The organism is Rhizobiaceae bacterium, from assembly GCA_023953835.1.
Classification (GTDB): Bacteria; Pseudomonadota; Alphaproteobacteria; order Rhizobiales; family Rhizobiaceae; genus Mesorhizobium_G.
In genome coordinates, this window is record JAMLJB010000004.1 from 1 (window position 1) to 17883 (window position 17883).

Below are 17883 nucleotides of genomic sequence, written 5' to 3' on the forward strand. Positions count from 1 at the left end.
ATTCGAGATCGCATCACGCGGCCCCATGATCGCCATCGGACGCGGAGCCGACCCCTGGCCCTGGCACAGCTATTCCTGCGCGCCGCTTTACGCCGTCTTCGAAGCATATCGCCGCGCCGGCGCGGAGATCCACAACATGCCGTCCTCGCATGTCGGCCCCATCGTCGAGCATGATTAGGAGGCCGTCATGCAGCCTTTCGAGAATTCCCGCCTCCAGCTGCACCGCATGGAAAGCGCGTGCCTGAAAAATTGCGAGCATCTGCGCGTCATCGATCGCCAGATCCTTGCCGCGGCCGAGCGCATGACGATCCGCGACCGTCCGAAAGTCCGCCAGTACGGCCGCCATGCGACGACCTGGACGCCGGCCGACGAGCGCTACTACCAATCCTGCATCGACGCCGTCTACGAAAACAGGCGGCCCGAGATCGACGCACTGCGGCGAAAGATCGACCGCCAGAAGGCCGCCATCGAGCAACTTCACTCCCGGCTACGTCTCAACCACCGGCTCCCCAATTTCGAGATCAACATGATCAGCGGCTGAACCGCTGCGCAAAAGGAGAATCCACATGCGAACCGATGAGGAGATCGTCAACCAGACGAACATGCTCGCAAGGCTTTGTCTGCGCTACCTCGGCACCGGATATGAGGTGCCGCTCGACCACAAATTCTACGAGGCGGCAGACCCGCGATCCAACGCAGCGTGGAAACAGGCGTGCGAGATTCAGAAGCTTCTCACGAATACCGACCCCAACGACGCTCTTACGAACCTCGACGAGATGCAGACCTATCGAATCGAAGTGGCAATGGATGTGCGCGCCTATGGGTATGTTGAGGTCGAGGCGTGCTCGAAAGAGCAGGCGATCGACATGGCGACCCCGAAGATCATCTCGGAGAACTTCAAGTTGCGCGGCCATGGCGCCGAGGACACGGATTTCTCCAATCCCACTTCGATCTACCTGAGCGAGATCATGGTTGCCGGCGACCCGGACACCATAGACTACATCGAGAAAGACCTCCCCGACGACGCCCGTGCCGCTGGCTGGACGACGATCATGCTTGAAGAAGCAAAAGCACTGATTGACGCCATCGACGGTGTCACGGCGCTGCCTGGTCATGTCCAAAGCGTCGTCGATCGGCTTCGCGCCTATGTCGAAACGTCGGCGCCATAAATCGCTGCCTCGCTTCATACCCCCGCAACCATGCAAAACAAGGACACCATCATCATGATCTTTGAATTTGTCATCGCTGACGAAAATCGCCTCAACGTCACCAGCGACGAGGATATCCATAGCCTCGCTGCACGCCACAGCCGCGACATCGTCGGACCTTGCACCAATCACCGCCTTCGCCCCGAGCTGCGCGGTCAACCCATCGTCACCGACATGATCGGCCCCATGTGGGGCGGCATCCGCGACGGCCAACCGGTCATCCGGTACGAGGACAGTGAGGCGTACAGCAGGCTCTCGACCTGATCGGAGGATACAGGAATGATCCACATCTCTCCCCCCGATCGCTTCTGCCCGCAATGGTGCGTTTACGTCGAAAATCGCGCCGGCGCGGTAACGGCAGAAGCCTATTTCGACACCAGGCACGAGGCCGAAGACCACGCCAAGACCTGGCACGAGAAAATGAAGCGCACCGGACACGTCATCGGTGCATCCCACCACGAGCCTTGAGGATCAGTTATGTTCCAGATCGCCCGGATCATCCCGATTTACAGCCCGGTTCACGACGGGCTGGTTGGTCACAAGGCCGACATTCTGCCCATGACCTATTGTAGTGAAGCTCTCGCCCACAAAATCGCGGGGCGCCACGAACAGGCGGCCTTCGACACCCATAGCGACGATTCCTTCGTCGTCATCCGCGCAGGCGAATGTCCTTTTACCCGCCGGCGGCCGCCAATCACCGAACACGACCCGCTTCCGTTCTGAAGGAGACCGCCCATGCCCCATCGCACCCAAACGCGCGATGACGCCATCTCGGACGCCGAAGTCCTGGAAGCCATCATCCGCGCCAAGCATTCGGGCAAGAACGGCCGCTATGTCGACTTCGAAAGCGGCATTGCCCGTGTCGATTTGCTCGACGGCAATGACAACGCTCGTGTCACCGTCTTCGTTCGCGAGACGGCTGATCGGTGGACCGTAACCTATTACGGCCTCACCTGGTCCGCCTCGCAACTTGGCGATGCTCTACGACGTGCACTCGACTGGCGCCAAGCCAAATTCCCCTGACAGCCGTTCTATAGGAGCACGCAAATGGTGAAGCTAACAAAACCGTTGCTTGAGGCCATGGCCTCCGCGCTGGCGGCTGCGCTTGCCGGCGAATTCGACGGTGGCGATTTCGAGGGCGAAGATCCGCATCATTTCGAGCGCGCCGCCCAGTGGATCGCCGAAGAGCTTGAGCGTCGTGCGGCCCGCTCGAACCGAATGACAGCCGCCGAGGCGGCTGTCGTCCCATCAACACGGAGATCATCATGACCTATTACATGGCAACGATAGAAATTCTGGTCGACGTCGACGATGACAGCGAAGCCTGCGACTGCATCGCCGAGACATTACGACCGCAACTGCGCGAGTTCTCACCCGGCTCGCCCGTCATTGATTGGCGCTATTCCAGTTCGGCTTTCCATCCCACCCGGCATGACGGGTCCGGCTTCGAATATGCTCTACCCCAGCAGGACGACCATGATCATGAAATCTGAGCAACACGCTCGCATCGACTCCAGTGGCGATTTCAATGCCGGCAACTACGTGCTCACGCACACGGTATCCAGCCAACGCATCAATCTGTTTTGCCTGAAGCCCGGCAAGGAACGTCACATCGGCACCTTGATCAGCGGCTCGCGAACGAAAATCGGGCAATTCCACCAGGGCGCACGCGACATTATCCGCGCCCTCGCTGCTCTCGACCGCTGAACGTCTTTCACCGGTTCCACCGCGCTACCCTCCTGCAACGGGCGCTTTTGCATAAGCCGTGCAGCTCGCAGCGCGGCGTTTTTCCTTTCCGGCGCAATAGACTTTCCAGCGGCCCCGCCGACCGCGGCGGCATCGCTTAGCCCCACCCATCATTTTCCGTGACTGTCCGAACCCCAGCAGAGGCAGAGGACTGGCCGGAAAACATTGGCTTTCGCAAAAGCGCGAAAGCCTCCCTTCCATTACCGGAGCTACCACCATGGATCTCTCATCAGCGCGTCCCCGCGCCACCCAGACTGCCGCCGCGATTCTCGCCGCGGCACGCCATCTGCTCGCCCATCTCGAAAAAGGCACTCAGATCTCAACTGCGATGCTGCGCACCGCGATGGAAGACGCTTTCGGCGACACTGACGCCAACGGCGCATGGGTCTGGAAAGACGCCTATGACGCACTTGAATGCGCCACCGTCCTGTTTCTGCTCAAGTACGGCCGCCGCATCCGCAAGCAGACGCCCGACCGCTTTGCCGAACTCGCGCTGCACGAGCGGCTGTTCGCGCTCCTGCCCAGCCACACGCGCCGCAGCGAAGACCAGAACCGCTTGCAGCAGTTCTCCACCCCGCTGCCCCTCGCCTATTGCGCCGCATACGCCGGCGGAGTTGTCGCCACGGACATGGTTCTCGAACCATCGGCGGGCACCGGCCTGCTTGCGGCCTTCCCCGCGATCGCGGGCACCCGCCTCGCGCTCAACGAGTTCGATCCTGATCGGGCCGACCTTGCCGCCGCGATCTTCGACCAGCCCGTTACGCGCCATGACGCCGCGACCATCAATGATCGCCTCGATCCCTCTCTTCGTCCGACACTTGTTATTATGAACCCGCCATTTTCCGTCGCCGCCAATGTCGTCGGACGCTATCAGGCGGCAACCGCCAATCATCTTCGCTCGGCACTGGCCCGTCTGCAGGATGGCGGCCGTCTCGTGGCTATTACCGGCTCCAACTTCGCGCCGAACACCGATCTCGGCCGTCCCTTCTACCAGTCGATCGCCGAGCATTCGCGTTTGCGGTTCACGTCCGCGATCGCCGGCAATCTCTACGCCCGCCACGGAACCTCTTTCGAAACCCGTCTCACCGTCATCGACAAGATCACTGCCCAGGGCGACGAAGCCGTCATCTATTCTGAACCCGCCACCAACTGCCGCGACCTGCTCGAGCGCATCATTACCGATTGCCCGGATCGCCACGCTTCGAAGCCGACGGCCGTCGATCTTGTCCCCTCGCCACGAACGAACCTCGCCCGCAATCTTCGCGAGGAAGCCCGCAGCAAGGCTCGTGCCGCACAGATCGAAGCCGCCCGGCACCCGCTCGACAAGACCGACACCGTCCTTGTCGATTATACCCCGCGCCAAACGCCTACGACCGCGTCGACCACGACGACAAGCGCCATCTATGAGCCCTACACGGTCCAGGCCATCGAGATCGCCCACGCTACGGCTCATCCCTCCGACCTGGTGCAGTCCGCCGCAATGGCCTCCGTCGCGCCTCCGGTCCCTCAATACCGGCCGACCTTGCCCAAGGCCGTCCTGCATAACGGCCTCCTCTCTGGTCCGCAGATGGAAACGGTCATCTATGCCGGCGAGGCCCATTCTTCCTTCCTTCCCGGCCTCTATCGACGCGACGATCAAGGCGCGATCGTTCGCGCCAATGACGGTGACGAAAATGCCTTCACCATCCGTCGCGGTTACTTCCTCGGCGACGGCGCCGGTTGCGGCAAGGGCCGCCAGATCGCCGGTGTCTTTCTCGATAACTTCATTGCCGGCCGCCGTCGTCACGTCTGGCTCTCGCGCAGCGACAAGCTGATCGAAGACGCCATCCGCGATTGGAAGGCTCTCGGCGGGAGCGCATCGGACATCGTTCCACTCGCCCGCTACCGCCAGGGCGCGGACATTACGCTCCAGGCCGGCATTCTCTTTGTTACCTATGCGACCTTGCGCACGGCCGAAAAACAGGACGGCGACAAGATCAAGGCCAGCCGCCTCGACCAGATTTTGGACTGGCTCGGCGATAATTTCGACGGCGTCATCGCCTTCGACGAGGCCCACGCCATGGCCAACGCAGCCGGTTCGAGCAGTGATCGTGGCGATACCAAGCCCTCCGAACAGGGTCTCGCCGGCCTGCGCCTGCAGAACGCGGTTCCCAACGCCCGCGTCGTCTATGCCTCCGCGACCGGCGCCACCACGGTTTCCAATCTCGCCTATGCCGTCCGTCTCGGCCTCTGGTCCACCGGCGAATTCCCGTTCAAATCCCGCGTCGATTTCGTCGGCGCCATGGAGGCAGGCGGCATCGCCGCCATGGAGATCATCTCCCGCGACCTGAAGTCGCTCGGGCTCTACATCGCACGCTCCCTATCATTCGAAGGCGTCGAATATGAAATGCTCGAGCACGAACTCACCGACGAGCAGCGCTCCATCTATGATCAGTATGCCGACGCCTACCAGATCATTCACAACAACCTCGAAAAAGCGCTTGAAGCGGCCGGGATTACCGATCCTGACCACGGCACCTTGAACCGCCACGCCAAATCCGCCGCCCGCAGCGCCTTCGAAAGCAACAAGCAACGCTTCTTCAATCACCTGATCACGGCGCTGAAGACGCCGTCGCTCCTGCGCTCAATGGACAACGATATCGCCGACGGCCACGCCACCGTCGTCCAGCTCGTCTCGACCGGCGAGGCCCTCATGGGCCGCCGCCTTGCCGAGATCCCCGCGAGCGAATGGGAGGACCTCACCATCGACATCACTCCGCGTGAATATTGCCTGGATTATCTCATGCACTCCTTCCCGACCATGCTTTACGAGCCCTACACCGACGAGAACGACAATCTGCGTTCGCGCATCGCCTATGACGACGACGGCAATCAGATCGAATGCCAAGACGCCGTAGCGCGTCGCGACAGCCTCATCGAGCACCTGGCGGCACTGCCGCCGGTTCACGGCGCGCTCGACCAGATCATCTGGCATTTCGGCACCGATAATGTCGCCGAAATCACCGGCCGCTCACGCCGCGTCGTCAAATCCGACGACGATCGCTTCTCCATCCAGCGCCGCCCAGCCTCCGCAGGCTTCGCCGAAACCCACGCCTTCATGAACGACGACAAGCGCGTCATCGTCTTCTCCGACGCCGGCGGTACCGGTCGCTCCTATCATGCCGACCGCACCGCCAGGAACCAGCGCCTGCGCGTCCACTATCTCCTTGAAGCCGGCTGGCGTGCGGACAACGGCGTCCAGGGTCTCGGCCGCTCGCACCGCACCAACCAGGCGCAGCCCCCGCTCTTTCGGCCGGTTGCCTCCAACGTCAAGGGCGAGAAGCGGTTTTTATCCACCATCGCCCGCCGCCTCGACACCCTTGGCGCGATCACCAAGGGCCAGCGCCAGACCGGCGGACAAGGAATCTTCCGCGCTGACGACAATCTTGAAAGCGATTATGCCCGCGCTGCGTTGCGCAAGTTCTTCCAGCAACTCCATCGCGGCAACATCGACGACTGCACTCTCGACGACTTCTGCGCTATGACCGGCCTTAACCTGACCGACAAGGACGGGACGCTGAGGGATGAATTGCCGCCCATCTCGCAATTCCTCAATCGCTGCCTGGCGCTGCGCATCGATGTCCAAAACCGTCTCTTCGACGTATATATGGGCCTGCTCGATGACACAATCGAAGACGCCAAGCGCGCCGGCACCTACAATATCGGCCTCGAGACGCTGATCGCTGAACGGTTCGACGTCACCGACCGCAAAATCATCTACACCCACGCCAAAACACGCGCGCAAAGTTACGCGCTGACCGTACACGAAACCTCGCGTAACAAGCCGGTCAGTCTCGATCGTGCGCGCGAGATCCTCAGCTCCTACACGTCCTGCGTCACGCTTTATCATCCCGAACGGGATCAAGCTGCTCTTGCCCACGACACGACGTCCTACACCGACGAGGACGGCAAGGTTCACCGTTGCGTCCGCCTGATCCGCCCGCTGTCGCAGGAGCGTGTACAGACCAGGCAATTGACCGATCAGGGCTGGCAGACCGTCGACTATGATGAGTTCGCCGACGCCTGGAAGCGCGAACTCGCCACAATTCCCGAATTCTCAACCCGCCGCTTCACGCTCGTTTGCGGCTTGCTGCTGCCGATCTGGACCGCACTGCCCAAACAGGATTGCCTCGTCTATCGCCTCACCGCGTCAAATGGCGAGACCATCATCGGCCGTCTCGTCCAAGACCATCAGCTCAGCCGTGTCTATGAGGCCCTGGGCGTCACCGGCGCCATCGACTGGACCCCCGACACGCTCCTGCGAGCCCTCAACGCGCAATCCGCCCGTATCAAGCTCACGAGCGGAATCACCCTGCAAAAGGTCTATGTCATGGGCCGTTCACGCATCGAGGTCACGGGCTTCCAGGCGTCCGATCTTTCCCACTTCAAGGCTCTCGGCTGCTTCACCGAGATCATCTCGTGGAAGACCCGCCTGTTCGTCCCGATCGACGACACGCATGTGCTGGAGTCTGTGCTGAGCCACCATAACGTCAAGCTGCAGGAGGCCGCATAATGTCCACCGCGCACGATCTTGCCCGCTCGCTCGCCGCGCACGCCGAGGACTTCTGCCGGCGTTATCTGCCCAACGGCCGCCGCGTAGGTAATTACTGGATGGTCGGCAACATCCATGGCGACACCGGCCGCAGCCTCGCCGTTCGCCTGAAGGCTTCCGGCGGACGCGCGGCCGGGAAGTGGTCCGACCATGCCCTCGGAATTCATGGCGATCTGCTCGACATCCTTCAGGCGAACGTCACCCCGGACGATTGGCGCAGCATCGCCGATGAAGCCCGTTCTTTTCTTGGTTCCGCTCCACCGGTCTCGACGCCGCCGCTGCCGTCAAATAGACGCAGCCGTCCAGCGGGGCAGCGCCTTTTTGCGCTCGGCCGTCCGATCGCCGACACACCTGCGTCCCGGTATCTGTCCAATCGCGGCATCACCCGCATCGGCCCCGCTCTGCACTACCATCATGCGGTCTATTTTCTCGATTCATCAAGCCGCCGCCAGCAGCTACCTGCCCTTCTCGCCGCCATCACCGATAACGCCGGCACCGTCACAGGCTGCGCCCGCACCTGGCTTGACGCGAAGACTGCATCGCTTGCCGATATCGATGCGCCCAAGCGTGTCATCGGAGCTCTGTTCGGCAATGCCGTTCGCTTCGCCGGCGCTCCGCATGATCCCGACCTCTTCGCAGGCGAAGGCGTCGAAACCATTCTTTCCGTCGGCTCGGCTCTTCAATCCGCTTCGCTCGCGGCTTGTCTCACCGCGAACCATCTCGCGGTCTTTGAGCCGCCCGACTATGTGCGCCGCCTCCTTGTAGCGCACGACAATGACGACGCCGGCCGATACGCCCTCGCGCAACTTACCTGTCGCCTCGTTCCGCGAGGAATTGACGTCCTGCCGGTGCCGCCCCGGCGGAACGATTTCAACGACGATCTCCGCGCCGACGGCGTCGGGGGCCTGCGCGAAACGCTTTCCCACTGCCTCGACCAAGCCACCATCGAACGGCTGATCGGGGCCTGAAACGGGATGCCGGCCGCCTCCGTGTAACCGCCCCGCCAGTGAGGGGTGCCAGCCCGTCCTAGAGGCGATTTATAAGCCGGCGTCGGGCCAAGAGGCCCTTTGCGACGGCGGCAACGCGGCTGCGCCGCGTCCGGCGCTTCGCTAGGCCCTGCGGGTGCCACCGCCACAAGCAGGCTTGAGAAATCGCCCGTCCGGGCCTAGCGCCCCTCACCAGACGAGGACAGATCGATGCACCAGACCGCACCCACTTCCAGTTCGCTTGCGCCGCTCCTAGATGAGCTTGCGCTCTACGGCGTCAAGCCGCTCTCCGACGAGGCTGACTTCCGGCCGCTGCCCGAAGTCGATGTCGTCGAAAACGGCATAGCCGCCCTGGTCTCGACGATGACCGATATGTTCCGCGAGACCCGTCTCGAGGACGAAACCGAAGAAATGCTCTGGTCGCTGACCAACATCTTCCATCGCCGTCTCGGCTTCATCCAGAAGCGGCTCGACGACAACGAAGCCCGCCAGCGTGCAAGCCTCACCGAACAGGACGGTTCCGAAGTCAAGTCCGTCGAGCTCGAACGTCTCTCCAATGAAGGGCTTTCCCTGACCGAATGCCGCAACGCCTTCGAAGCCATGCGCGATCTTGCGGCCGATCACTACCGCGTCGAAACCGGTTCGGCCTGGTTGCCGCGCACAGGCTCCAAGGTCAGCCACCGCAGTCTCACCGCTTCCGTCATCGCAAGCCGTGACTATATCTCGGCCAAACGCCGTCTCGAAGCGGAAACGCATTGCCCGCGAGGCACCCGAATCGCCTTCACCGGCGGCGACTATCAGGATCACGATGCCATCTGGGAAACGCTCGACAAAACGCTCGAGAAGCACCCCGACATGATCCTTCTCCACGGCGGCACACCGCATGGCGCGGAGCTGATCGCCGCGAAATGGGCGGAGGCACGAAACGTCAAGCAGGTCAGCTTCAAGCCCGACTGGAATGCGCACCGAAAGGCCGCTCCCTTCAAGCGCAACGACGTCCTGCTCGACCAGATGCCCGTCGGCGTCATCGCCGCGCCGGGCACCGGCATTACCGAGAACCTGGTCGACAAGGCCCGCCGCCTCGGAATTCCGGTCCTGCGCATCGGCAAGGAGGTGGCGGCATGAGCCGCCGCCTTCCCCTCAGCCTCTCAAAGGAAAGGATCATCACCATGGCCTCGAACACCCTGACTCCACTGGAAAATTCGCTCCGAAATGCCTATATTGCGACTTCAACGAGGAGCTCCGACATGGCGCGCATTCCCGATATCATCGAGACCAAGGCGCAGGTCGACACAGTCGTCGACGCCTTCTTCGCGACCGGCGACGATGCAGTCTTCACCAGGCACATCAAGGCCATGTCCGATGAGCATGATCGTTCCAGCATCGCCATCATGCGCGGTTCTGGCAACGAGCTCGATCCCATGTGCGAGTTGCTGTCCCTCGTGCTCGGCCGCAAGATCATCGCCGTGGAGGACGTGATTGCCTACAATGCACGTTACAGCGACTGGAAGAAGTCAGAGGCGGCCTGATCATGGTCGCTCTGCTCAAGCCCCAACAGCGGCAGGACCGGTTTCCGGTCCTGCCGCACGTCACGGTGACGCCGAACATGGCGTCACTGGCGACACCGGGCGCACCAATCCGGCTCAACCGCGCCATGCTCTCAAAACTCGGCTATGGCGCCGCAGCCCTCGACACGCTAGAGGCGGGCGTCGCCATCACCTACTCCGAGGACGATACTCCAGCCTTGCATACCATTCGCGAGTTTCCCGACGGTGCGCGCTATCTGCAACATGTCACCTGGCTTGGCGATCGCAGGGCATGGAAGGTCGAAACGATCAAACGGCTGCCTGACGCGGCTCGTTAATGGCAAAACCCGTATTCCTCATCATTGCCGGTCCCAACGGGTCCGGCAAATCGACCTTCGCTCAAGCCAACTCCATCGGAACCCGCATCGATCCCGACGCCATCGCGTGCCAGATCAATCCTGATAACCCCGATTGTGCCGCCCTATCCGCCGGCGTCCAAGCGCTGCGCCAAATCCGTGACCATGTTGCAGCCGGCAGATCGTTCACCCAGGAAACCACCCTTGCCGGCCGCCAGCCGCTCCGCGACATGCAGGCCGCCAGGGACGCCGGCTTCCATGTCCAGCTCGAATTCATTTCGCTCGAAAGCGCGGCACGATCGGCCGAACGTGTCGCAGAGCGCGTCGCCAAGGGCGGTCATGATATCCCGGCGGACGCGATTGCCCGCCGCTTCGACAAAATCATCGAGCAACTGCCCGAGGCGGCGTCGATTGCCGACGAGACCACCGTCCGCGACAACGAACACAGGGATTTCCGGCTCGTTCTCCGCCTGCGCGACGGTAAGACCGTCGAGCGCGCCCAAACGATCCCGAAACATCTGAAAGACGTCATCGAGCGGCTGGAGACACTTGGCCGCAACACGCCAAAGAGTCTATCTCTACAACCACCTTCTCCTGATCACGGCAGATCATGAATGGCTGACGACCCGTACTGCTATCCTGGCACGAACGTTCTCATCAACAAATACGGCATCACCGATGCGGTCTCCGCATCGCGAAACGAACAGGTCATCACCAAGACTGCCCTCGCAGATATTTCGCACACGCCTATCACGGGAAAATACGACGGCGCACATTTCCGTCAGTTCCACCAGCGCATCTTCGGCCAGTTCTACGAATGGGCCGGGCAACCGCGCATCTACAACGTGGAAAAGCCGGAACCCGTGTTGGGCGGCCAATCGGTGGACTATGGCGACCACAAGACCATCAACGCCGATCTCGACCGCGAGATGTCGGCGCTGTCGAAATTCCAGTGGGACGACAAGAACAAGCTCACCTCCGCGTCGAAATTCGCCTCCAACATGACCGCCATCTGGAAGATCCACGCCTTCCGCGAAGGCAACACGCGCACCGTCGGCGCCCTCGTGCGCCAGTTTACCAAGGAACGCGGCTTCGAGCTCGATCACGACACGCTTTGGGAGCGCGCTTCGGAAACCCGCGACGCGCTCGCCAAAGCCAGTGTCGGCCAGCCCAAGGACCTCATAAAGACCATCCTCACCGCTCATCAGATCGGCAAGGATCGCAACCACCCCGAGCTCGGCCGCATCACCTCTCAGATGGCCCATGTCCTGCGCTTCATGGGCAAGCCGGAGATCGGTTTCCCGAAACAGGGCGACAAAGTCTCTGGCCAGGTGATCGACATCTCCTACAACACCGTGCTGATCGGAAACGGCCGTTCCGTCCAGGCCGTCTCGGACAGGAATTTCGAGAAACCGCCCATCGTCAACAAACATGCCGGCGCCGTCATCGCCCACGCCCTCGAGCCGCTGTCGAAGTCCAAGACCGTCGAACTCGATCGCTCCACGCCGGCAAAGGCCGATACCCGATCCGAACCCGATCGCGGCGAAGATAAGACCAGGACCAGCCCGGCGCGCACCGTGATCACACCACCCAGGTCGAACGATCGCGATCGCAGCCGATAGCTTTCCAAACCTTGCGGCGTTCCCCTGACGCTCTTACCATCTCCGCTTACGCCGTCAGCGCCAGGAGATGCCTTCACATGACCCCAACTTTCGATCCGCGCGACATGCTGTTCGGAATCCCCACCAACGTGTTCTATTTCGTCAGCCTCACCAGTTTCATTCCCTTCATCTTGATCGAGACGCTGGCGATCGGCTCCTGGCTGCTCCTGTTTCTCTTTGGCTACGCCACCGTCCGGCATCGCATGGACGTCGCGCCAGCCGAGATCCAGAAGTTCGAAAAGATGCTCGGCCCCGATATGCTCGATCCCCGCGGCCTGGGCTTCAAGTCGAGAAGGTGAAAGGGGGATGCGACCATAGGAGGACGTTTTGACAACCCGATCTTTTAGAGAACTTGGAGCAATTGGCCTGCTTGCGGGCATTATCATCCTTCCCCATCATGCCGCGCTGGCGGCGGACCATTGCAAAGGCGTCGATACAAAACTCACGGCGCAACGCGAAGCTGACTATGCCAAGCTTGTCGCCAAGAGCCTCGATCGGAACGTCAAGCCTTCGAAGGTTGACGTTCAGGATTTCAAGCAGTCCGGCACATGGACCGTGGTGTTTGCCGAGGTCCCGGTTGCAGACCCAGGCTATTTCTTCTTCGATTCGTCATCGGGCAAACCGGTCTTCAAGGATGTCTGGGGTGGTGTCGCGGAGAAGAGTGAGGCACCCGAAATTGCGAAGTGGGCGAGAAACCTTGGCGCGAACAAGACGATCGCGTCTTGCTTCGCCGACACGGTAGCCGTGGCTGAGTAGCACCGCCCAGATATGACGGACGGGGTGGCAGACCCGCCCCGTGCGCTTTTAGCAGAATCGGCTGTGTATGCATTCTGTCGCGCAATTCCTGAAAGTCACTACGTCGGCGGTTATTTGATTTTTGCGAAAGGCGGGCCGGTAGGTTCGACCTTCCGAGACGCACGGCAACGAGTGAAATCGACCCAACCAAGCCGTTCGGAGAAGCCGATGAACAACATGCTGGCCTGCAATTCGTGTGGATCGAACCAAATAGAATCGACCGTTCAATTCGGCTCGTACGTCCTCCGTTGCGCGGCCTGCGGCGAAGATATTGTCGCGACCTCATTCCTGGCGATAGGCGACATAGATCGAGAGTTTTCGGCTTATGTCGACCCTGGCCACGGGAAACAGCCAACAGCAGAGACTCTCATCGCTCATGGCCCGCTTCGGCAAATCTCCGCAGCAATCCGTGCCGTGGCGGGCACTGGAACCTCGGTACTTCTGGTTCCTACGACATAGACCCGTATGGCCCGTCTCCACCCTACAGCGTCATTCCACTGTCGTGACAAAATCGCCGGCACTGGATTTTCAGTTAAAATTCAGTCGCAAAAGTCGGGTGCGAAAGTCGAAGATGCACGACAAGCTTTTGTGACACTTCGCGGCCGTGAATATCAGCCGCAACGAACGTGGTGCAGGTTTCAGGATTTCCGCGACACGTCTTTGTCACGGCGTTGGGCTATTACCATCCCGGCGATGATCAAGATCACTCCCAGGCTACTCGCCCATAGCGACAGGGCGGCTGGACGGAGAAGATCGAGCGCTACGCCCGACACCATTTGCCCGCCGATGATGAGAATGGCCGTATTGATCGCTCCGATCCGAGCGATCAACCAACTTCCGGCCGCGACGAACACGACCCCTATCGGGCCACCGAGATAGGCGACCCAAGGCGCACCGGCTGCACCCGATGGCAACAATCCGCCGATGATAAGGCCGAGTGCGGTCAGCACACCGAATCCCACAATGTGATTCCAGAAGGAGGCAATAAGCGGCGAGGTTGAAAGGCTGAGCCGCCCGTTAAGCTGGCGGTTCAGCCCAACGAGAATGCCGGCGCAGCACGCGATAAGCACTGATAGGGTCATGTGGCAACGTCCCTCGCAAAGATAATGAGCGCGCTGCCGGCGAGAATGAGACCCAGCGTAGCAAGGTCGCGGGCATCGGGACGGCGCTTCGGCAATCCAAAGAAGCCCCATGTATCGGCCGCCAAACTAAAGATCACCTGTCCGGCCAGGCCGAGTGCCAATGTGCCGGAAAGCCCGACCGGCGTGTTCACGGCTGTGGAGGCCAATATGACCGTTGCAGCGCCGGAGACGCCGCCGAGATAGGCCCATGCAGGCGCAGGCGGGACCTTCGGCAATCGGGCTTCGGTGGCGGTATAAAACGGTGAGAAGAATCACCGCCGCGATCGTACCCGTGCCGTGCGCTACCCATGCCGAGAACACCGCGTTCCCATAATGGGCAAGCTCGCCGTTGAAGTGCACCATCAAGCTGAGAAGGCCGCCCGTCCCAAATGCCGCGAGGAAAACGATAGGGTGGGCTTGGACACGTTGTTGGGTAGCGTCAATCGTCACGGGCCGCGATCCTCCGGAATCAGGTGCTGGAACCCTCCAGCTTGCCATCTAATGACCGTTAGGAGAATCCCAACGTCTGCTTTGTCGAGGTCAATGCGACGCCGGTCCCGGTTCATGCCCTTATTTTCCGAATTTCAGCATCGCGGTTCCCGCCGCAATCGCGATCGCGGACGCGCTTTTCAAGGTCGTCACGGGCTCCTTCAGAAAACAGCTCCGAACACGACCGCGAAGCCGATGCTTGTCGCGCGTAGCGCCGATACCGACGCCATCGGCGCGATCGTCAGCGCCCAAACGACAAGCCAATAGGCGATAAATCCGGTCACGCCGGCAATTGCCCCTGCCGTCCATCGTTTCGCAGATGAAGGCCAGAGCGCATGGCGTCTCCGGAATTGCACCACCGGCAGGAAAGCGGCGGCATCGAGGAGGCCGACCCATATCATGTAGGCGGACGCGCTTCCGGCATGGCGTGCTCCCAGGCCGTCAACGATGGTGTAAACGGCGGCGAACGTGCCGGTCGCCAGCGCCAGGACGACCGCGCGCGCGTCTCCTACCCGGTCCAGACCTCGTGTGAGCGACAGGCTCATGATGCCGAGCGAGATGACGAAGACCGCCGCCAACGATTGAGGGTCAGTCGTCTCGCCAGCAAACACCATCGCCAGGATCGCCACGATCAGCGGCGAGGACCCGCGGGCGATCGGATAGACGCGACCGAGATCCCCGAACCTGTAAGATTCCACGAGGAACAGCCTGTAGCCAGTATGGAGCACCGCAGCCCCGAGAAGAAACGGCCCAGCCCGACGCGCCGGGAATCGGAACGAAGGTGATCAACAGAAGGGAGATTGCCGCCTGCACGGCGACGATGACAGCCATGGAGGATATGCCGTCGCCATCGACCTTCACCAGTGCGTTCCATAGGGCGTGCAGGAAAGCGGCCAGAAGAACGAGGAAAAATACTTCGGGGGTCATGTCCCGCCTTTTGGCCCTTGTCGCCAGAGATCACGGCAGAGCAGCTTGCTCATGTCATGATCGACCATGGTGGCGATGTTTCGGGTTCTAATTACCATGTCCTGCAACTGCCGCTCGTTGAGGCCGGCAAGGTTCTGGTCACACAATCCATGGCTCGGGAAAATGCACCGGGCGAGGCAGGCCAGCGCATTCCAGCCTTGGACGGTTCCTTTCCGACGCGCGAGTATCATGACCGGTAACTGTTAGGGTTGCTTGGGAAAAATCATGCCCGGATTCTTAACCATTTGAGAAAACTGAGAAAAACGAGTAGTTCTTGCAGCAGGTGATAACTTTCCTCATGGATTGATGATGGCCGTGCATTTTCCAGGACTGCGCGTGCTGCGAGGGTTCGAGGCGGCCGGCCGCCTCTTGAACTTCAGCCATGCGGCGGTCGAGCTCGGCGTGACGCCGGCTGCTATCAGTCATCAGGTGCGTGAACTCGAAGACCAGCTTGGAGTGGAACTGTTTTCCCGCACCAGCCGCTCGATGCAATTGACGGCGGCCGGCGAGATTCTTCATCGCGCAGCGCGCGACGCTCTTGCGAGCCTCGCACGCGGAATGGCGCGGATCGAGGATGCCAGCGACAGTAACAAGCTCAAGGTCATTGCCTCGGCGTCGATCGCCGCCAAATGGCTGGTGCCACGCATCGGCAGATTCATAGAGTTGCGGCCTGACATAGATGTCCGGCTGGACATTTCATCCCATCTTCGCGACTTCTCCCCCGACGATGCCGATATTGTCATTCGCTGGGGAAAGGTCGCTCACCCCAGCCTGCAATGCGAGCGCCTGTTCGAAAACGTCGTGTTTCCAGTTTGCAGCCCAGCCCTGCTGCGCTCGACACCGTTGCGTGAACCGCGCGACCTGATGCACCACCGCCTGATTCATGTCTCGTGGAAAGGCCAGGATGGCGACCGGCCGAACTGGCGGACATGGTTGCGCGCATCCGGCATCGAAGATGCTCTCGACAATGGGTCGGGACTGCACTTCGATGAATCCGGTTCTGCCCTCCAGGCCGCCATAGATGGGCAGGGGGTCGCTCTCGGGGATTCGTCACTGGTTGCCGATGATCTTGCAGCCGGCCGTCTCGTCCGGCCGCTCGATCTGGCCATCAACAGCCCACCGGAATTTGCCTACTATGTCGTTTCTCCAATAGAGGTCGCGGAGAACTCCCCCGTTGCGGTGTTCCGCGAATGGCTGCTCGCGGAAGCGATGAAAAAACCTTCGAAACCGGCCACGTAGCAGGCTTTAGGAATTGCGCGACAGGGACGGCAGCTATCCGACTCGGTGGCGATTGCTTTCTGCGATGACAATCCTCGTCGGAATTATGATAACAAGAACTATGGGAGCATCCCGATGAGCTTTGACGTTGCCGCGATCGTCCTCCTGGCGGCCGCCTTGCACGCAGGTTGGAACACACTAATCAAGATCAGCGGCGATCGCGTCGCCGTCATGGCGTTCGTGACGTTGGCGGGCAGCCTCATTTCGCTCCCCTTCCTGTTCTTCGTCGAAGGCCCCGCACCGGCAAGCTGGCCGTTGCTGGCTACGACGATCCTTCTGCACACGGGCTATCATTTTTTCCTGCCAGTCGCTTACGATCATGGCGATCTGGGCCAAGTCTACCCGATGGCGCGCGGGTCGGCTCCTATTCTTGTCACGGCAGGAGCCTTTGTGTTTGCGGGAGAAGCCCTGGAGCCGTTGGCGATCGTCGGCGTTCTTTGTCTCGCCGTGGGCGTAATAACGCTGACGTTCGATAAAACCAGCGGCATCGCGAAACAGCCGAAAGCCGTCTGTTTCGCCTTGGCGACAGGCGCGTGCATCGCCTCTTATACGGTGGTCGACGGGCTTGGCGCTAGGCAGGCGGGTTCAGCTCTGGGCTTCGCTGTCTGGCTTACCATCGGCGATGGCCTGTTGACGTTTCTTCTGGCTCTCGCGTGGAAGGGCGGCGCGGTCTGGCGTGTTGCGCGAGCCAATCTGCCGACCGGCGTTGCTGGCGGTGCGATGCAGGTGGGGGCCTACTGGATTATCGTATGGGCTTTGGCCCTGGCCCCGATGGGAATGGTCTCCGCGCTCAGGGAAACTAGCGTGCTATTCGCGGCGCTGATCTCGACGCTTTTGCTCAAGGAAGGGTGGGGAGCCTGGCGGTTCATCTCCGCCGCCTTGGTCAGTTTTGGCCTCGTGCTCCAGCGCGCGCACAAATAGCTTGGGCTGGCGCGTTCTGCAATCGGTTACGACAATAGAGTCGCAAAATTCCCGAAACCCGCGACAGTGGTTTTCTGTTGGACGCTGCTGAAGTCGTTGCAGAAGATAGTGTTCCTAACCAAAGACAACTTGGTGGCCAAAAAGGCAACACAGCTTGGCAATCGACGCCCCGGCCTGTCGATGCGGGTTTCATAGCTCACTTGCGTCCACGACACGAAGGACAGGCTGGATTTGAGTTT

24 protein-coding genes and 1 pseudogene are annotated in these 17883 nt (G+C 61.0%); 22 read left to right on the top strand and 3 right to left on the bottom strand.

What is annotated here, in order from left to right; translation table 11 throughout:
* Positions 1-187 precede the first annotated feature (187 nt).
* The 19 genes from M9924_21150 to M9924_21240 all read left to right on the top strand — a co-directional run bounded on the left by M9924_21150 (position 188) and on the right by M9924_21240 (position 13328).
* Positions 188-541, top strand: a complete 354-nt coding sequence (locus M9924_21150; protein MCO5066878.1) for a hypothetical protein — start codon at positions 188-190, stop codon at positions 539-541.
* Between the two features lie 25 nt (positions 542-566).
* A complete protein-coding gene (locus M9924_21155; GenBank protein MCO5066879.1) occupies positions 567-1169 on the top strand; it encodes a hypothetical protein in 603 nt (200 codons plus the stop codon).
* Positions 1170-1223: 54 nt separating this feature from the next.
* Positions 1224-1472 carry a hypothetical protein gene (locus M9924_21160; GenBank protein MCO5066880.1) on the top strand — a complete coding sequence of 83 codons (249 nt, stop codon included), beginning with the start codon at positions 1224-1226 and terminating at the stop codon, positions 1470-1472.
* Between the two features lie 15 nt (positions 1473-1487).
* Positions 1488-1676, top strand: coding sequence for a hypothetical protein (locus tag M9924_21165; protein MCO5066881.1), 189 nt, complete (start codon positions 1488-1490; stop codon positions 1674-1676).
* A 9-nt stretch (positions 1677-1685) separates the two neighbouring features.
* Complete coding sequence (locus tag M9924_21170) at positions 1686-1931, top strand: hypothetical protein (protein ID MCO5066882.1); 246 nt, start codon at positions 1686-1688, stop codon at positions 1929-1931.
* A 12-nt stretch (positions 1932-1943) separates the two neighbouring features.
* Positions 1944-2231, top strand: coding sequence for a hypothetical protein (locus tag M9924_21175; GenBank protein ID MCO5066883.1), 288 nt, complete (start codon positions 1944-1946; stop codon positions 2229-2231).
* A gap of 24 nt (positions 2232-2255) precedes the next feature.
* Complete coding sequence (locus tag M9924_21180) at positions 2256-2477, top strand: hypothetical protein (protein ID MCO5066884.1); 222 nt, start codon at positions 2256-2258, stop codon at positions 2475-2477.
* A complete protein-coding gene (locus tag M9924_21185; GenBank protein MCO5066885.1) occupies positions 2474-2701 on the top strand; it encodes a hypothetical protein in 228 nt (75 codons plus the stop codon). The genes M9924_21180 and M9924_21185 overlap by 4 nt, the downstream gene beginning before the upstream one ends.
* Entirely contained in the window at positions 2691-2915 is a 225-nt protein-coding gene (locus tag M9924_21190) for a hypothetical protein (GenBank protein ID MCO5066886.1), read from the top strand. Before M9924_21185 ends, M9924_21190 begins: the two co-directional genes overlap by 11 nt.
* Positions 2916-3171: 256 nt before the next feature.
* A complete protein-coding gene (locus tag M9924_21195; GenBank protein ID MCO5066887.1) occupies positions 3172-7506 on the top strand; it encodes a strawberry notch family protein in 4335 nt (1444 codons plus the stop codon).
* Entirely contained in the window at positions 7506-8513 is a 1008-nt protein-coding gene (locus tag M9924_21200; GenBank protein MCO5066888.1) for a toprim domain-containing protein, read from the top strand. The genes M9924_21195 and M9924_21200 overlap by 1 nt, the downstream gene beginning before the upstream one ends.
* 228 nt (positions 8514-8741) lie before the next feature.
* On the top strand, positions 8742-9656 hold the full coding sequence (locus M9924_21205) for a DUF2493 domain-containing protein (protein ID MCO5066889.1): 915 nt from the start codon (positions 8742-8744) through the stop codon (positions 9654-9656).
* On the top strand, positions 9653-10060 hold the full coding sequence (locus M9924_21210; protein ID MCO5066890.1) for a hypothetical protein: 408 nt from the start codon (positions 9653-9655) through the stop codon (positions 10058-10060). The genes M9924_21205 and M9924_21210 overlap by 4 nt, the downstream gene beginning before the upstream one ends.
* Positions 10061-10062: 2 nt before the next feature.
* Positions 10063-10395: a hypothetical protein gene (locus M9924_21215; GenBank protein ID MCO5066891.1), complete on the top strand. Its 333-nt coding sequence runs from the start codon at positions 10063-10065 to the stop codon at positions 10393-10395.
* Complete coding sequence (locus M9924_21220) at positions 10395-11027, top strand: hypothetical protein (protein MCO5066892.1); 633 nt, start codon at positions 10395-10397, stop codon at positions 11025-11027. The genes M9924_21215 and M9924_21220 overlap by 1 nt, the downstream gene beginning before the upstream one ends.
* Positions 11028-12035: a Fic family protein gene (locus tag M9924_21225; GenBank protein ID MCO5066893.1), complete on the top strand. Its 1008-nt coding sequence runs from the start codon at positions 11028-11030 to the stop codon at positions 12033-12035. It abuts the gene before it with no gap.
* A 77-nt stretch (positions 12036-12112) separates the two neighbouring features.
* A complete protein-coding gene (locus M9924_21230; GenBank protein MCO5066894.1) occupies positions 12113-12373 on the top strand; it encodes a hypothetical protein in 261 nt (86 codons plus the stop codon).
* Between the two features lie 28 nt (positions 12374-12401).
* On the top strand, positions 12402-12830 hold the full coding sequence (locus tag M9924_21235) for a hypothetical protein (protein MCO5066895.1): 429 nt from the start codon (positions 12402-12404) through the stop codon (positions 12828-12830).
* A gap of 207 nt (positions 12831-13037) precedes the next feature.
* Entirely contained in the window at positions 13038-13328 is a 291-nt protein-coding gene (locus M9924_21240; protein MCO5066896.1) for a hypothetical protein, read from the top strand.
* Positions 13329-13507: 179 nt separating this feature from the next.
* On the opposite strand, the gene M9924_21245 is transcribed toward M9924_21240, so the two are convergent.
* From M9924_21245 to M9924_21255, 3 genes and pseudogenes are all read right to left on the bottom strand, one after another.
* Positions 13508-13951: a DMT family transporter gene (locus M9924_21245; GenBank protein MCO5066897.1), complete on the bottom strand. Its 444-nt coding sequence runs from the start codon at positions 13949-13951 to the stop codon at positions 13508-13510.
* Positions 13948-14353, bottom strand: a pseudogene (locus M9924_21250) (DMT family transporter). The gene M9924_21245 and the pseudogene M9924_21250 overlap by 4 nt, the downstream one beginning before the upstream one ends.
* Positions 14354-14640: 287 nt before the next feature.
* Entirely contained in the window at positions 14641-15207 is a 567-nt protein-coding gene (locus tag M9924_21255; GenBank protein MCO5066898.1) for a DMT family transporter, read from the bottom strand.
* Positions 15208-15423: 216 nt separating this feature from the next.
* Between M9924_21255 and M9924_21260 the strand changes: the two genes are divergently transcribed.
* The 3 genes from M9924_21260 to M9924_21270 all read left to right on the top strand — a co-directional run bounded on the left by M9924_21260 (position 15424) and on the right by M9924_21270 (position 17644).
* Positions 15424-15645, top strand: coding sequence for a hypothetical protein (locus M9924_21260; GenBank protein ID MCO5066899.1), 222 nt, complete (start codon positions 15424-15426; stop codon positions 15643-15645).
* A gap of 109 nt (positions 15646-15754) precedes the next feature.
* Complete coding sequence (gene gcvA, locus M9924_21265; protein ID MCO5066900.1) at positions 15755-16684, top strand: transcriptional regulator GcvA; 930 nt, start codon at positions 15755-15757, stop codon at positions 16682-16684.
* A 114-nt stretch (positions 16685-16798) separates the two neighbouring features.
* Positions 16799-17644, top strand: a complete 846-nt coding sequence (locus M9924_21270; protein MCO5066901.1) for an EamA family transporter — start codon at positions 16799-16801, stop codon at positions 17642-17644.
* The last annotated feature ends 239 nt before the right edge of the window (positions 17645-17883 follow it).

Coding starts and splice junctions, on each gene's coding strand:
- M9924_21245 (MCO5066897.1), bottom strand. CDS start 13,951: ATGACCCTATCAGTGCTTATCGCGTGCTGCGCCGGCATTCTCGTTGGG.
- M9924_21210 (MCO5066890.1), top strand. CDS start 9,653: ATGAGCCGCCGCCTTCCCCTCAGCCTCTCAAAGGAAAGGATCATCACC.
- M9924_21215 (MCO5066891.1), top strand. CDS start 10,063: ATGGTCGCTCTGCTCAAGCCCCAACAGCGGCAGGACCGGTTTCCGGTC.
- M9924_21190 (MCO5066886.1), top strand. CDS start 2,691: ATGAAATCTGAGCAACACGCTCGCATCGACTCCAGTGGCGATTTCAAT.
- M9924_21205 (MCO5066889.1), top strand. CDS start 8,742: ATGCACCAGACCGCACCCACTTCCAGTTCGCTTGCGCCGCTCCTAGAT.
- M9924_21185 (MCO5066885.1), top strand. CDS start 2,474: ATGACCTATTACATGGCAACGATAGAAATTCTGGTCGACGTCGACGAT.
- M9924_21160 (MCO5066880.1), top strand. CDS start 1,224: ATGATCTTTGAATTTGTCATCGCTGACGAAAATCGCCTCAACGTCACC.
- M9924_21270 (MCO5066901.1), top strand. CDS start 16,799: ATGAGCTTTGACGTTGCCGCGATCGTCCTCCTGGCGGCCGCCTTGCAC.
- gcvA (MCO5066900.1), top strand. CDS start 15,755: ATGGCCGTGCATTTTCCAGGACTGCGCGTGCTGCGAGGGTTCGAGGCG.
- M9924_21230 (MCO5066894.1), top strand. CDS start 12,113: ATGACCCCAACTTTCGATCCGCGCGACATGCTGTTCGGAATCCCCACC.
- M9924_21150 (MCO5066878.1), top strand. CDS start 188: ATGCAGCCTTTCGAGAATTCCCGCCTCCAGCTGCACCGCATGGAAAGC.
- M9924_21225 (MCO5066893.1), top strand. CDS start 11,028: ATGGCTGACGACCCGTACTGCTATCCTGGCACGAACGTTCTCATCAAC.
- M9924_21180 (MCO5066884.1), top strand. CDS start 2,256: ATGGTGAAGCTAACAAAACCGTTGCTTGAGGCCATGGCCTCCGCGCTG.
- M9924_21240 (MCO5066896.1), top strand. CDS start 13,038: ATGAACAACATGCTGGCCTGCAATTCGTGTGGATCGAACCAAATAGAA.
- M9924_21170 (MCO5066882.1), top strand. CDS start 1,686: ATGTTCCAGATCGCCCGGATCATCCCGATTTACAGCCCGGTTCACGAC.
- M9924_21200 (MCO5066888.1), top strand. CDS start 7,506: ATGTCCACCGCGCACGATCTTGCCCGCTCGCTCGCCGCGCACGCCGAG.
- M9924_21195 (MCO5066887.1), top strand. CDS start 3,172: ATGGATCTCTCATCAGCGCGTCCCCGCGCCACCCAGACTGCCGCCGCG.
- M9924_21220 (MCO5066892.1), top strand. CDS start 10,395: ATGGCAAAACCCGTATTCCTCATCATTGCCGGTCCCAACGGGTCCGGC.
- M9924_21155 (MCO5066879.1), top strand. CDS start 567: ATGCGAACCGATGAGGAGATCGTCAACCAGACGAACATGCTCGCAAGG.
- M9924_21165 (MCO5066881.1), top strand. CDS start 1,488: ATGATCCACATCTCTCCCCCCGATCGCTTCTGCCCGCAATGGTGCGTT.
- M9924_21175 (MCO5066883.1), top strand. CDS start 1,944: ATGCCCCATCGCACCCAAACGCGCGATGACGCCATCTCGGACGCCGAA.